General features: G+C 71.3%; 12 protein-coding genes. 9 read left to right on the top strand and 3 right to left on the bottom strand.

Features of this window, described 5'->3' with window-relative positions; genetic code table 11:
- Nucleotides 1-1,157 precede the first annotated feature (1,157 nt).
- The 3 genes from CLV40_RS33375 (at nucleotide 1,158) to CLV40_RS33360 (ending at nucleotide 3,692) form a co-directional block, all read left to right on the top strand.
- Nucleotides 1,158-1,559, top strand: coding sequence for a VTT domain-containing protein (locus tag CLV40_RS33375; RefSeq protein ID WP_104483009.1), 402 nt, complete (start codon nucleotides 1,158-1,160; stop codon nucleotides 1,557-1,559).
- Entirely contained in the window at nucleotides 1,556-2,137 is a 582-nt protein-coding gene (locus CLV40_RS33370) for a phosphatase PAP2 family protein (RefSeq protein ID WP_104483008.1), read from the top strand. The genes CLV40_RS33375 and CLV40_RS33370 overlap by 4 nt, the downstream gene beginning before the upstream one ends.
- 649 nt (nucleotides 2,138-2,786) lie before the next feature.
- The gene (locus CLV40_RS33360) at nucleotides 2,787-3,692 is read left to right on the top strand and encodes a COG4705 family protein (RefSeq protein WP_104483006.1); all 906 of its coding nucleotides are present in this window, start codon (nucleotides 2,787-2,789) and stop codon (nucleotides 3,690-3,692) included.
- Between the two features lie 158 nt (nucleotides 3,693-3,850).
- On the opposite strand, the gene CLV40_RS33355 is transcribed toward CLV40_RS33360, so the two are convergent.
- Together CLV40_RS33355 and CLV40_RS33350 are read right to left on the bottom strand one after the other, a co-directional pair.
- Complete coding sequence (locus CLV40_RS33355) at nucleotides 3,851-5,116, bottom strand: RNA polymerase sigma factor (RefSeq protein ID WP_104483014.1); 1,266 nt, start codon at nucleotides 5,114-5,116, stop codon at nucleotides 3,851-3,853.
- A 96-nt stretch (nucleotides 5,117-5,212) separates the two neighbouring features.
- The gene (locus tag CLV40_RS33350; protein ID WP_104483005.1) at nucleotides 5,213-5,668 is read right to left on the bottom strand and encodes a YciI family protein; all 456 of its coding nucleotides are present in this window, start codon (nucleotides 5,666-5,668) and stop codon (nucleotides 5,213-5,215) included.
- 206 nt (nucleotides 5,669-5,874) lie between these two features.
- On the opposite strand from CLV40_RS33350, the gene CLV40_RS33345 reads away from it, so the two are divergent.
- The 4 genes from CLV40_RS33345 (at nucleotide 5,875) to CLV40_RS33330 (ending at nucleotide 9,473) form a co-directional block, all read left to right on the top strand.
- Nucleotides 5,875-6,642, top strand: coding sequence for an ABC transporter ATP-binding protein (locus CLV40_RS33345; RefSeq protein ID WP_104483004.1), 768 nt, complete (start codon nucleotides 5,875-5,877; stop codon nucleotides 6,640-6,642).
- Entirely contained in the window at nucleotides 6,639-7,400 is a 762-nt protein-coding gene (locus CLV40_RS33340) for an ABC transporter permease (RefSeq protein WP_104483003.1), read from the top strand. The genes CLV40_RS33345 and CLV40_RS33340 overlap by 4 nt, the downstream gene beginning before the upstream one ends.
- Nucleotides 7,401-7,415: 15 nt before the next feature.
- Nucleotides 7,416-8,177 (top strand): MerR family transcriptional regulator, encoded by a 762-nt coding sequence (locus tag CLV40_RS33335; protein WP_104483002.1) that lies wholly within the window; start codon nucleotides 7,416-7,418, stop codon nucleotides 8,175-8,177.
- 354 nt (nucleotides 8,178-8,531) lie between these two features.
- The gene (locus tag CLV40_RS33330) at nucleotides 8,532-9,473 is read left to right on the top strand and encodes a S8 family serine peptidase (protein ID WP_181043903.1); all 942 of its coding nucleotides are present in this window, start codon (nucleotides 8,532-8,534) and stop codon (nucleotides 9,471-9,473) included.
- Here the strand turns inward: CLV40_RS33330 and CLV40_RS33325 are convergent.
- Nucleotides 9,456-9,989: an EF-hand domain-containing protein gene (locus tag CLV40_RS33325; RefSeq protein ID WP_181043902.1), complete on the bottom strand. Its 534-nt coding sequence runs from the start codon at nucleotides 9,987-9,989 to the stop codon at nucleotides 9,456-9,458. The genes CLV40_RS33330 and CLV40_RS33325 overlap by 18 nt on opposite strands.
- A 471-nt stretch (nucleotides 9,990-10,460) precedes the next feature.
- On the opposite strand from CLV40_RS33325, the gene CLV40_RS33320 reads away from it, so the two are divergent.
- Together CLV40_RS33320 and CLV40_RS33315 are read left to right on the top strand one after the other, a co-directional pair.
- Nucleotides 10,461-11,444, top strand: coding sequence for an ACP S-malonyltransferase (locus CLV40_RS33320; protein WP_146108366.1), 984 nt, complete (start codon nucleotides 10,461-10,463; stop codon nucleotides 11,442-11,444).
- 14 nt (nucleotides 11,445-11,458) lie between these two features.
- Nucleotides 11,459-12,280, top strand: a complete 822-nt coding sequence (locus CLV40_RS33315) for an ACP S-malonyltransferase (RefSeq protein ID WP_146108365.1) — start codon at nucleotides 11,459-11,461, stop codon at nucleotides 12,278-12,280.
- The last annotated feature ends 6 nt before the right edge of the window (nucleotides 12,281-12,286 follow it).

Raw genomic sequence — 12,286 nt, 5'->3', positions numbered from 1 at the left:
AATCGTTTGTACGTAACCGGAAACCACCACCCCATCTGACTCGAGTGCGGTACCCGCCTTGAGCGCTTCACTCCTCGGCGGGAAATCCGATGGCGCGCAACCCTTCCCTTCTCCTCTGATTCGCGCCTTGTTCACCGGACTCTTGACTTGCCTGCGCTTGCCCGGTCGGCGAAGGCTCTCATCCGCGTTCAGACACCTGTGCTGGTCGAAAACTCGGTCGCCAGCCTGAGCTGCTGTTGTGTGATGTTCGTTGATTGGTGGTCTGTGGCTGTTCGACTGTTGTACCGATTCCTGGTTCAGGTGCTCGTGGCCAGGAAGTGGCGTCAACCGAAACCGCTGAACCGTCCGCCGATCAGCGACGAGGTCGTCGCTCTGGTCGTCCGTTTGGCGAGGGAGAACTCGACCTGGGGGTGGTCCGGATCCTGGCGAGCTGCGTCGGCTCGGGCATCGTCTCGCCGCTTCGACCATCCGCCGGATCCTGCGCGCCCGTCGTGTTCCGCCGCCCTCTGACCGCGGTGACGCGTGGCGCGCGTTCCTGCTTGCCCAAGCCGATGGTCTTCCCGCGATCGACTTCTTCCACGTCGACACCATCACACTCAGCGCCTCTACGCGGCATTCGTCATCGAACACCACACCCGCCGCGTCCACCTACTCGGCGTCACCGACCACCCGAACGGGACCTGGGCGACCCAACTGGCCCGCGACTTCGCAGCGCAGCTCGATGACGCTGGGCATCGCTTCACCCATCTGGTCCGTGATCGGGACGCCAAGTTCACCGCGGCCTTCGACGCGGTATTCGCCTCGATCGGCATCCATGTGGTCCTCACCGCGCCGCAAGCACCACGGATGAACGCTTTGCCGAACGCTGGATCGGGTCATTGCGACGCGAATGCACCGACCGGCTACTCATCATCGACCGCCGCCACCTCAGCACGTACTGGACGCATACGTCGAGCACCGCAACACCCACCGTAGCCACCAAGGCCACGGCATGAACCCACGAGCCCCCGACGACGACCTGAAAGTGATCCCCTTGCCCGCCCAGACCGACCGGATCACACGTACACAACGACTCGCCGGACTGCTCAACCACTACCAACCAGCCGCCTGAATCCGCAGCTCACGGCCGGTGACAGCATTTTCGACCAGCACACGCCCTGCTCGGCGCGCAGATCGGGTACCTGATCGGCCGCCGGGGTGGGTCCGCCCTGCTGGCGCGGTCGCGCAACCGACACCTGCACAACGGCGTCGGGCGGAGCAAGCGGTTCCTGGAGTCCTACGGGCACCGGAAGGCGATCGTGCTGGCCCGGTTCGTCCCGGTCGTGCGGACGGTGCTGAACCCGCTGGCCGGGCTCACCGGGGTACCGGCCGGGGTGTTCGCGCTGTGGCAGGTCCTCGGCGGGCTGCTGTGGACGGTCGGCGTCACGGTCGCGGGCTACCTGCTGGGCAGCACGATCCCGAACGTTGACACTTACCTGCTGCCGATCACCGCTGCCATCGTCGTGCTGTCCCTGCTGCCGGTCGCCGCCCGGCTGGTGCGGTCGAGGAGCCGCGCGTGACCGGCGCGCTGTTGGGGTTTGCCGAACGCACCCCGTGGTTGCACACGATCGTGTCTGCCTACACGAACGGCGCGTTGTTCCTGCTCGCCATCGTGATGGTGGTGGCGTGGTGGCGGGCCCGGCGCCGGTCGCCGGTGGTGGCCGCGACGGCGCTGTGGGCACCGGTGGCGGTCCTGCTGGCGTACGGGGTGAGCAATCTGGTGAAGGTGCTGGTGCGCGAACCCCGACCGTGTCAGGTGCTGCACGTGGTCACCGTCGCGCCGTGCGATTACGTCACCGACTACGCCCTGCCCAGCAACCACGCCACCGTCGCCGCGGCGGCCGCGGTGGGGATCCTGCTCACCGACCGCGCGCAGGGCCTGACCGCCACCGCCCTCACCCTGCTGGTCGGCGTCTCCCGCGTCTACCTGGGCGCGCACTACCCGCACGACGTCCTCATCGGATTCCTGGTCGGCGCCGCGATCGGCGCGACCGGCCTGTGGGCCCACCGCCTGCTGGTCGACAGGGTGCCCCCCGTGCTCATCACCACCCGCTCCCATCCGGCGTCCGTGCCGTCCACACCGAGGGAACGCCCGTGAACACCGACCACCAAGGCCGCTTGCCGCTCAACAAGGTCCCGGAAGCCACCGTCTACTTCTGGGTCATCAAGGTGCTGTGCACGACCGGGGGGAGTCGGCCGCGGACTCCTGAACGTGAACCTTGGGTTCGGCCTTGGCGGCACCTCGGTCGCCACCGGGGTCCTGCTGCTGGTCGTGCCGCAGCGCGGTCTTCGGCGCGGGCATCGTGGGAGTCGTCGTCCTGCTGGCGGTCACCAAGGCCTACACGACCTCCCGCGTGCGGGAAACCGAGAGCCGCGGCGGGCTCTGGCAGATGGTAGCCGTGGTCGCCGTCGTGCTCGCTGTTGGTGTGACCGGCTACTACGTGCGCCCTGGCCTGGCACCCGTGAGTCCACATCGGAGCGTAGAGGACAGCGGGGATCGCTTCCGTGGAAGCGAGTTCGCGCGCTGTCCCGATTGACACCTATGGGCGAATTCGCGGCCGCGCGCGGCCGAACCGGTTATCGTTCCGGGTCGCGGATCGCGCCGACTATCCCCATCGGGGGCTGGGAAATTCGCGAACTTGTACGGCGGCCAGGTGGCCACCAGTATTGTCCTGCGCTCGACCGGTTACCCCGAAAATCGGGCACACATGGCGTTTTGGCGCGTACGGAACATCCAGGAGACGGGTATGCGAGGAACGGCCGCTGTGTCGTCGAAACTTCCCCGGATCACGCTGATCTTCTGGGTCATGAAGATCGCCGCGACCACGCTGGGCGAGACCGGCGGCGACCTGATCGCGCAGACGCTCAACGTGGGTTACCTGATCAGTTTCCTGGTCCTGATCGGGATCTTCGTCATCACCCTGGTGTGCCAGTTGAGCGTGCGGACGTTCCAGCCGGTGCTGTACTGGACGGTGATCCTGTCCACCAGCATGGCGGGCACCACGCTGTCCGACTTCATGGACCGCACCCTGGACCTGGGCTACGCGCTGGGCGCGAGCGTGCTGGTGACGGCGTTGCTGATCGTCTTCGCCGTGTGGAAGCTCAGCGGGCACTCGTTCAACGTGGTCGACATCAACACCTTCGGTGGCGAACTGCTCTACTGGATCGCGATCCTGATCTCGAACACGCTGGGCACGGCGTTCGGCGACTTCCTCTCCGACGACTCCGGCCTCGGCTACGGCGGCAGCGCGGTCCTGGTCGCGAGCATGATCGGCGTGCTGGCACTCGCGATGCGGTACACCCCGATCTCCAACGTCCTGCTGTTCTGGGTCGCGTTCGTGCTGACCCGCCCGCTGGGCGCGACCGCGGGCGACCTGTTCAGCAAGCCGGTGGCGAAAGGCGGCCTCGGCTACGGGACCTACAGCTCGTCGATCGTGCTGCTCGCGTTGCTGGTCGGTCTGATCGTCTTCAGCTACCGGCAGCGCGCCCGGGTGGTGGACACCACCGAGGTCGAGTCCCTCGACGCCGCGGCGAACCTCGTGGTCGGGATGGCGGGCAGCAGGCACGCGGAACTCGACGAAGCCGGTGTGCTGCCCCGTCCCGGCGAGCACCGCGACAACCCCGACAAGTCGGCGGCACCCGGCACCGGGTGACCACCTCGGGACGAGCCGCACCCCGGACAGCACGTCCGATCTCGATCACTCTGAAAGCGCTGCGACCGGACGTCCGCCGCCCCGGCTTGCCCGCGGTCGCCAACGCCGTGATGCTGCTGGTCGCTGGGCGGCGGGGCTCCTCGTGGCCGCCGCCGCCATCACCCCGTCGGTGTCGCGTCGCAGGCCTTGGCGCGGGTCAGCAACAGGTCGCGTTCACGGTTGTTGTCGGTCAGCGCCGCGGCCCGTTCGAACTCGGCGCGGGCCTCATCCGGCCGCGCGAGCTTGACGAGCAGGTCGGCGCGGACCGCGGGCAGCAGGTGGTACCGGGCCAGCGCCTTCGTCTCGACCAAGGCGTCCACCAGCGCCAGCGCGGCGGCAGGTCCGTCCGCCATGGACACCGCGACGGCGCGGTTCAGTTCGATCACCGGGGATGGCGCCACCTGTGCCAGCACGCCGTACAGGTCGGCGATCCGGCCCCAGTCGGTGTCGTCGGCGGTGTGGGCGCGGGCGTGGCAGGCGGCGATGGCGGCTTGCACCGCGTACTTCCCGGTCTCCCCGCCCAGCTCGACGGCTCGGTCCAGTGCGGACAGTCCACGTCCGATCAGCAGACGGTCCCAGCGGGTGCGGTCCTGGTCGAGGAGGGTGACGATCTCGCCCGTGGCGTCGGTGCGGGACCGCAGCCGGGAGGCCTGCAGTTCCATCAGCGCGAGCAGCCCGTGCGCCTCCGGCTCGTGTGGTGCCAGCGCCGCCAGGATCCGGCCCAGGCGCATCGCCTCGTCGCAGAGGGCGGGGCGGAGCAGGTCGGGGCCCGCGGTGGCCGAGTAGCCCTCGTTGAACAGGAGGTAGACCACGCCGAGGACCGAGGCCAGGCGGGGGGAGAGTTCGGCGCCGGTGGGGACCTCGAACGGCACCCGCGCGTCGGCGAGGGTCTTCTTGGCCCGGACGATCCGCTGGGCCATCGTCGGGGTGGGGACCAGGAACGCGCGGGCGATCTCCTCCGTGCGCAGCCCGGCCAGCATCTTCAACGTCAGCGCCGCGCGGGCGGGTGGGGTGAGGACGGGGTGGCAGGCGGTGAACATCAACCGCAGGACGTCGTCCTCGACGTCGAGATCGAGCTCGACGGTCGCCAGGTCGCGACCCAGCTCCGCGACTTTGCTCGCCAGCCGTACCTCGCGCCGCAGGCCGTCCACCGCCCGACGCTTGGCCACCGCCATGAGCCAGGCGCCGGGGTTGTCCGGTATGCCGGACGCGGGCCACTGTTCGAGCGCGGCGACCAGCGCGTCCTGCGCCAGGTCCTCCGCCCGGCCGACGTCGCGGACCACCCGGGCCAGGCCCGCGATGAGTCGCGCCGCCTCGATCCGCCAGACCGCCTCCACCGCCCGGTTGGCGGGCGGGTCGGCGGGTGGCGGATCGGCGGCTGGCACGTCGTGGACCCAACCGCACCGGGCGGACGGGCGCAACCAGCCGGTGATCACGTTCGCGCGCGGCGACCGAGCGGGAACCCGATCACCGGCCCGGGCTCAGTTCCCGCCCTGCTCGGCGCGCCACTTGGCCACGTTGGCCCGACCCAGTTCGCCGACGCCGTCGGCCTGGGCCAGCACCTCCTCGGACACCTCGCCGAAGTCGGCGGCCTCGAAGATCGGCCGGATCTCGACCTCGCCGACCCCGCCGGGCATCAGGTTGGGTGAGCGCTTGACCCACTCGACGGCCTCCTCGAGCGAGGCCACCTCCAGGATCGAGTACCCGGCGATCAGCTCCTTGGTCTCGGCGAACGGCCCGTCGACCACCGTCCGGTCGTCACCGTCGAAGTGCACCCGGACACCCCGGGAACTGGGGTGCAGCCCGTCCGCGGCGACCAGCACGCCCGCCTTGACGACCTCCTCGTTGTACCGGCCCATCGCCTCCAGCGCCTCCATGCTCGGCAGCTGCCCGGCCTCGGACTCGACGGTCGCCTTGCCCAGCACCATGACCCGCATCGCTTGCCTCCTGCTCGTCCGGGGCCCCGGGCCGTCCGCCCGGGTCACGACCCCGCTCCACCCGGGCGTCGAACGGGACTGCCCCGTTTCGACATCGTCCCCGGACGCTTTTCAAGATTTTCTCGGGGCCGCCGACTTGACCCTGACGCCGGGTCAACCCGCCATCCTCCTGGTAGCCGACCGAACGGCTCCACAGAGGAGGAACAGTGACGACCGACCCGCCGATCCGGGTACGAGGCCTGGCGAAGTCCTACGGCCCGGTGGAGGTGCTGCGCGGTGTCGACTTCGACGTGGCGCGGGGCAGCGTCTTCGCGCTGCTCGGCGCCAACGGGGCGGGCAAGACCACGACCGTGCGGATCCTCGCCACGCTCCTGCGGGCCGACGCGGGCACGGCGACCGTCAACGGCTTCGACGTCGCCACGCGGGCCGCAGGCGTCCGCGAGTCCATCAGCCTCACCGGGCAGTTCGCCGCCGTCGACGACATCCTCAGCGGCCAGGAGAACCTCGTCCTCGTCGCCAGGCTCCGCCACCTCGACGACCCGGGCGCGGTCGCGGACGACCTGCTGGCGCGCTTCTCCCTGACCGACGCGGCCGAACGCCGGGTATCGACCTATTCGGGCGGTATGCGCAGGCGCCTGGACATCGCGATGAGCCTGGTCGGCGACCCGCCGGTGATCTTCCTCGACGAACCGACGGCCGGGCTCGACCCCGAGGGGCGCGTCGAGGTGTGGCGGACCGTCGAGGAACTCGCCGAGCACGGCACCACGGTGCTGCTGACCACCCAGTACCTGGAGGAGGCCGAACGGCTGGCCGACCTGATCGCGATCCTGCACGAGGGTCGGATCATCGCGCACGGCACCTTGACCGACCTGCGGCGGCTCTTCCCGCCGCCCACCACCGAGTACGTCGAGAAGCAGCCCACCCTGGAGGACGTCTTCCTGGCGATCGTCGGCGGCGCGAAGGAACGGGGATGACCGTGCACCTCCTCCACGACACCGCCGTGCTCACCGCGCGGACCCTGCGCCACGTCACCCGCAGCGTGGACACCATCATCACCACCGCGGTGACACCCGTCGCCATGATGCTGATGTTCGTCTACGTCTTCGGCGGCGCCATCGACACCGGCCGGACCCGGTACGTCGACTACCTGCTGCCAGGCATCCTGCTCATCACCGTGGCATCCGGCGTCGCCTACACCGCGCTCCGGCTCGTCGTGGACCGCGAGAGCGGGATCTTCGAGCGGTTCCGATCCATGCCGATCGCGCGGTCGGGAGTGCTGTGGGCGCACGTGCTGACGTCGGTGGTCGCCAACGCGATCTCGCTCGCGGTCGTCGTGGGCGTGGCGCTGCTGATGGGTTTCCGCTCCGGCGCCGGGGTGGGGGCCTGGCTGGCGGTGGCGGGCATCCTGCTGCTGTTCACCCTGGCGCTGACCTGGATCGCCGTCATCCCCGGCCTCACCGCGACGTCCGTCGAGGGCGCGGGCGCGTTCTCCTACCCGCTGATCTTCCTGCCGTTCCTCAGTTCGGCCTTCGTGCCCACCGCGACGATGCCCGGCCCGGTGCGCTGGTTCGCCGAGCACCAGCCGGTGACGCCGATCGTCACCGCCCTCCGCGACCTGCTCGCCGAGCGGCCGGTCGGCGGCGCCATCTGGACCGCCCTCGGGTGGTGCGCGGGCACCCTCGCGGTGGCGTACGCCTTCGCGGTCGCCGCCTACCGCCGTCGGATCGGCTGAGGCAGGCTGGGAACCATGCTCACCATCGGCCGGTTGGCCGCGCACGCCGGGGTGACCGTGCGGGCGGTGCGGCACTACCACCGGATCGGCCTGCTGCCCGAACCCGCGCGCGACCACTCCGGCTACCGCGCCTACGACGCGGCCGCGGTCGTGCGGCTCATCCGGATCCGCACCCTGGCCGACGCGGGCGTGCCGCTGGCCAGGGTGCGGGAACTCCTCGACGCCGACCCGGCGGAGTTCGCCCGTGCGGTCGCGCAGATCGACACCCGGCTGCGCGCCGAGGTCCGGCGGCTCCAGGACACCCGTCGGCGCCTCGCCGGGCTCGCCGCAGGTGAACACCTGGCGCTGCCGCCCAGCGTCGTGCGCTACCTCGACCGGCTGCGCGGGCTCGGCGTCGGGGAGCGGTACATCGCGATGGAGCGGGACGCCTGGATCCTGGTCGCCGCCCAGGTGCCGCACCTGATCGACGCCGTGATGGCGGACAAGCACGAGCGGTTGGACGACCCGGACGTGGTGCGGCTCTACGGCTTCCTCCAAGGCGACCTGGACGCCCCCGCCGACGATCCGCGGATCGTCGAGATCGCCGACGTCCTGGAACGCCTGATGGCCCGCGCCACCCAGGCGGGCGAGACCGCGGACGGCTTCGACGACCGGTTCGTCGACCTGCTGGACACGGCCATGATCGAGTCCGCCCCGGGCGCCGCACGGGTACTGGCCATCCTGGAACAACGCGGCTGGCGCGGCTGGACCCGAGTCACACGGGTGCCCGCCGACTGACTCGGCGACCCGCTCGGACCCCGGCAGGCTGACCGCTCTGGCGCCGAGGCGTCGCGCGGCAGGAGTCCGACGCGGAACGGCGCCCACCGAGAGCCGGTGCCTCAAGACCGCCCGCGGTGGCCGTCTCGCGGGTACCACAGCCCTGGCCGAACCACTCCGGCGCTCGCGCGAAGTGGTTCGGCCACGGGCGGATCGGTGGTCCGGGGCGGCAGCCGATCTTGGTGTCGCCGCCGGTGCCGTCATGGTGGTCTCCGCAGTCGTGGTGGTCCCGGCGCGCGCACGACCGTCTGGCGGGTGCGCGGGGGAGGAGACCGCGGTGCCCTGGGCGGTGCGGAGGCTCGACCCCGCCGACGGGTGGCCGCCGACCATGGTGGACAACGGTGTCAGCGCCGCCGCGCGGGCGCCGTCGACCACGGGTTCGATGTGGACGGTGGCCCGGCCGACACCGACCGCTCAGGCCACGGCACGTTCGTCGCGGGCCTGATCGCCGCGCGACCGGTGCCGCGGTCCGGGTTCGTCGGACTCGCCCCCGCCGCGACGATCCTGCCGATCCGGGTCACCGGAGACCCCGGCGCGGTGGACCCGGACCGGCTGGCCGCGGGGATCCGGCGGGCCGTGGACTCCGGCGCGCGCGTCGTCGCGGTCGGTCTGATCGGCACCGGCGACACCCCCGCGCTGAGGGCCGCCGTCACCGCCGCGCGCGAACGCGACGTCCTCGTCGTCGCGTCCGCCGCAGTCCGGCGCGTGGGGCAGCGGGCGTTCCCGGCGTCGTTGGACGGGGTGCTCGCGGTGTCCCCGGTCGGCCCGGACGGGCTCGCCAAGTCCGTCCTGCTCGGGGCGCGGCCCGCGCTGGCCGCGCCCGCCGAGCAGTTGGTCGGCATCGGCCCCTCCGGTTCGGGACACCGACTCGCGGCGGGCCCCGAACTCGCCGTCGGCTACGCGGCCGGGGCCGCCGCCCTGGTCCGCGCGCGGCACCCGGCCCTGACCGCGGCTGAGACGATCACCAGGCTGACCGACACCGCCGACGCCCCGGCCGCCCCGGACCCGACCATCGGCGCGGGCGTCGTGAACCCGGTCGCCGCCGTGACCACGATCGCCCCCGAACCGCGTCGCACAACCCCGCCCTCCGAGCACATCGCCATCCCCGATCGCTCTACAGTGGACAAACGACCGGCCAGGGTGGCGGTGTGGTTCGTCGCCGGGCTGGCCGCGCTGACCCTGGTGGCGACGGGAGCGGTCACCGCCGTCGCGCACGCCCGCCGTCGGAGCGGGGCGAGGTCACGCGTCGACCCCTAGTTCGCCGAACAGGTGGGTGCCGGGGGCGTCCTCGTCGTCCCCGGCCCAGAACTCCACCCAGTGCGCGGTGAACTCGGATCGCGAGACGAACCCGTCGCCGTCGGTGTCGAGCCGGGCGAACGCGGCGTCGGTCGGGGTGGCGCGGCCGGTCCACGCGCGGATCATGCGGGCGTACTCGGCCGCGGTCACCCGCCCGTCGCCGTCCTCGTCGACCGCCTCGAACATGGAGTCGGCGGTGGCGGCCACGCGGTCCAGCATGGAGCCCAGGTTGTCGACCACGGACCACACCTCCGCGAGTGTGACCCGCTGGTCGCCGTCCGCGTCGCACATCGCGCGCAGCGCGTCCCACCACCCCATCATGATCTCGCGCAGGCGGGCCGACCCGGCCTGGCCCCGGATGGTCGTCCACCGGTCGGTCAGCGCCTCGAAGTCCGCGCGCTCCAGGTAGCCGTCGTTGTCCGCGTCCATCGCGGTGAACACGAGGGCGGTCTTGCGCTGCTGCAGGTCGCTCGTCACACGGCAAACCTGGCCGAGCGCCGGGGCGGGGACAACAGTCCGCCGGTGCGATACCCGCTCACTACCGGGTGATCGTCTCGGTGACGGGCAGTGTAGTGAGCCGCGCGGAAGTTGATGGAAAATCTCCAACAAGAAGCGGTGGTGTGACTCGGCGGTGACATTCGGTGAGGAATTGCACCGTTCGGGTGGGGGTGGACGTTGGTAATTGTCTCCCAGGGTGCGCCGGTATTAGCGTACAACTCGTCCCTGATGATCAGTGGTCGGAGCGGGGGGAATCCGGCCGGATGACCGTTGTGCCACTGGTTCTCGGCGAGTGGTGATCGATGTCATTCGCTGCTGTGCTGCGAGTGTCATCGTTCTCTCCCGGTTAATCCCCTGTTGCCTGTCAGTGTGTCCTGATCAGCCGAAACGCCGCGTTTACGCGCGCGTTCCCGGCCGGTCCGCCGCGTGTCGGAAAATGGTAAAGGTGCGATGCGTTCGCTTGTGCTGTTCGACGGTCTCGGCGCGCGGAACGAGTCCCTGATTCCCGCATTGCGGCAGGCTCGCCGCCACTCGGGGAATGCCGCGTTCTTCCATTCGGTGCACCGCGCGCTCGACGAAATGGTCGATTATCTCGGGCCTGTCGTGTTGCCGGACGGGTTGCCGCTGGAGAAGTGGTTGGGCGGGGTGGAACCGCGCGCGTTGGACTCGACCGCGACGGGTGTCCTGGTCCACGTGCACCAACTCGTCCGCCTGCAACCGGGCACACCGCCCGGTGACGTGGTCGGCGCGCTCGGCCACAGCATCGGACTCCAGGCGGCGGTCGTCGCGGGAGTGCGGAGCCGACGGTTGGACGACTTCTTCGCGCTGGCAACGGGGTCGGTCAAGCTCGTGCTGGCCGGACTGGTCCGCGCGCAACAGTTGGCACCGGACACCGGCGCGCCGATGTGCGCCGTCACGGGCCCGACGACCGCCGACCTGCGCGCCGTGCTCACCGACCACCCGACCGTCTCGATCGGCCTGATCAACACCCCCACCGCGCACGTGCTCACCGGCCCACCCGCCGACCTGCGCGCGCTGCGCGGCACCGCGCCGTTCACCAGGCAGGACACGACGTGGACCGACCTCCCCACCACGATCCCCTTCCACAGCCCGCTGCTGGCCGGTCTCCCCGCCCGCGTCCGCGCCGACCTGCCCGCGATCGGCCCCCTGCCGGGCCCCGGCGACCTCGCGCTGCCGGTCTACGCCGCCGACGGCGGACGTGACCTGCGCGGCGCCGACGACCTCGTCACCGAGTACCTGGACCAGGTGTTCGCGCGCCCCAACGACTGGGCGAGCGCGGTCACCCGCGCCGTCGCCGACGCGTCCGCCGACCGCGTGCTGGACGCGGGCCCCGGGCCGGGTGCCCGCCGGTTCACCCGCGAGTGCCTGCGCGGCACCACCGTCCGCGTCGAACCGCTGCGACCAGCGGGCTGAGAGAGGAGCGAACCGTGCGTTGTCTGTTGTTCCCCGGCCAAGGCGTGCAGAAGCGCGGGATGGGGACGGACCTGTTCGCCCGCCACCCCGAGGCGACCGCGCTGGCCGACGAGGCGCTGGGCTACTCCATCGAGGAGCTGTGCGTCCGCGACCCGCGGCGGCGGCTGCGCGACACCCGCTTCGCGCAGCCCGCGGTGTTCTTCGTCAACGCGCTCATGGCGCGGGAGGCACCGCGCGCCGACTACCTGGCCGGGCACAGCCTGGGGGAGTACAACGCGCTGGTCGCGGCGGGCGTGCTCAGCCTGGCCGACGGGCTCGCGCTGGTCGCGCGGCGCGCCGAGCTGATGGCCGGGGTCACCGGCGGCGGCATGTCCGCGGTGCAGGGTGTGCCCGCCGCGTTCGTCCGCCGCGCGCTCGCCGAGACCGGCGTGCCGAACGTGCACGTGGCGAACTCCAACGCCGACACGCAGACCACCATCGCGGGCGACCGCGCGGAACTCGCCGTCGCCGCGAAGGCCATCGCCGCGCTGCCCGGCGCCCGGGTGGTGCCGTTGAACGTCAGCGGCCCGTTCCACACGCCGCTGATGGCACCGGCGGCCGAGCGGTTCCGCGCGGTGCTCGCCGAGCAGGTCTTCGCGCCACCCACGACCCCGGTGGTCTCCAGCGTCACCGGTGCCCTGTTCGACCCGGCCGACGGCGCGGACCTGCTGGCCCGCCAGCTCGCCGAGCCGGTCGAGTGGGTGCGCGTGGTGCACACCCTGCGCGCGCTGGGCGTCACGGAGTTCGACGAGGTCAACGGCAGGACGGTGACCGCGTTGGTCACCCGGATCCACTGAGCGGGA

The organism is Actinokineospora auranticolor (assembly GCF_002934265.1).
Lineage (GTDB): Bacteria > Actinomycetota > Actinomycetes > Mycobacteriales > Pseudonocardiaceae > Actinokineospora > Actinokineospora auranticolor.
Note: the sequence above shows the minus strand (reverse complement) of the source record. Positions and strands in the feature narration are given on the sequence as shown.

Bases quoted from the DNA above. Each gene is read 5' to 3' on its own strand.
- CLV40_RS33360 (WP_104483006.1), top strand. From the start codon at position 2,787: ATGCGAGGAACGGCCGCTGTGTCGTCGAAACTTCCCCGGATCACGCTG.
- CLV40_RS33350 (WP_104483005.1), bottom strand. From the start codon at position 5,668: ATGCGGGTCATGGTGCTGGGCAAGGCGACCGTCGAGTCCGAGGCCGGG.
- CLV40_RS33340 (WP_104483003.1), top strand. From the start codon at position 6,639: ATGACCGTGCACCTCCTCCACGACACCGCCGTGCTCACCGCGCGGACC.
- CLV40_RS33335 (WP_104483002.1), top strand. From the start codon at position 7,416: ATGCTCACCATCGGCCGGTTGGCCGCGCACGCCGGGGTGACCGTGCGG.
- CLV40_RS33320 (WP_146108366.1), top strand. From the start codon at position 10,461: ATGCGTTCGCTTGTGCTGTTCGACGGTCTCGGCGCGCGGAACGAGTCC.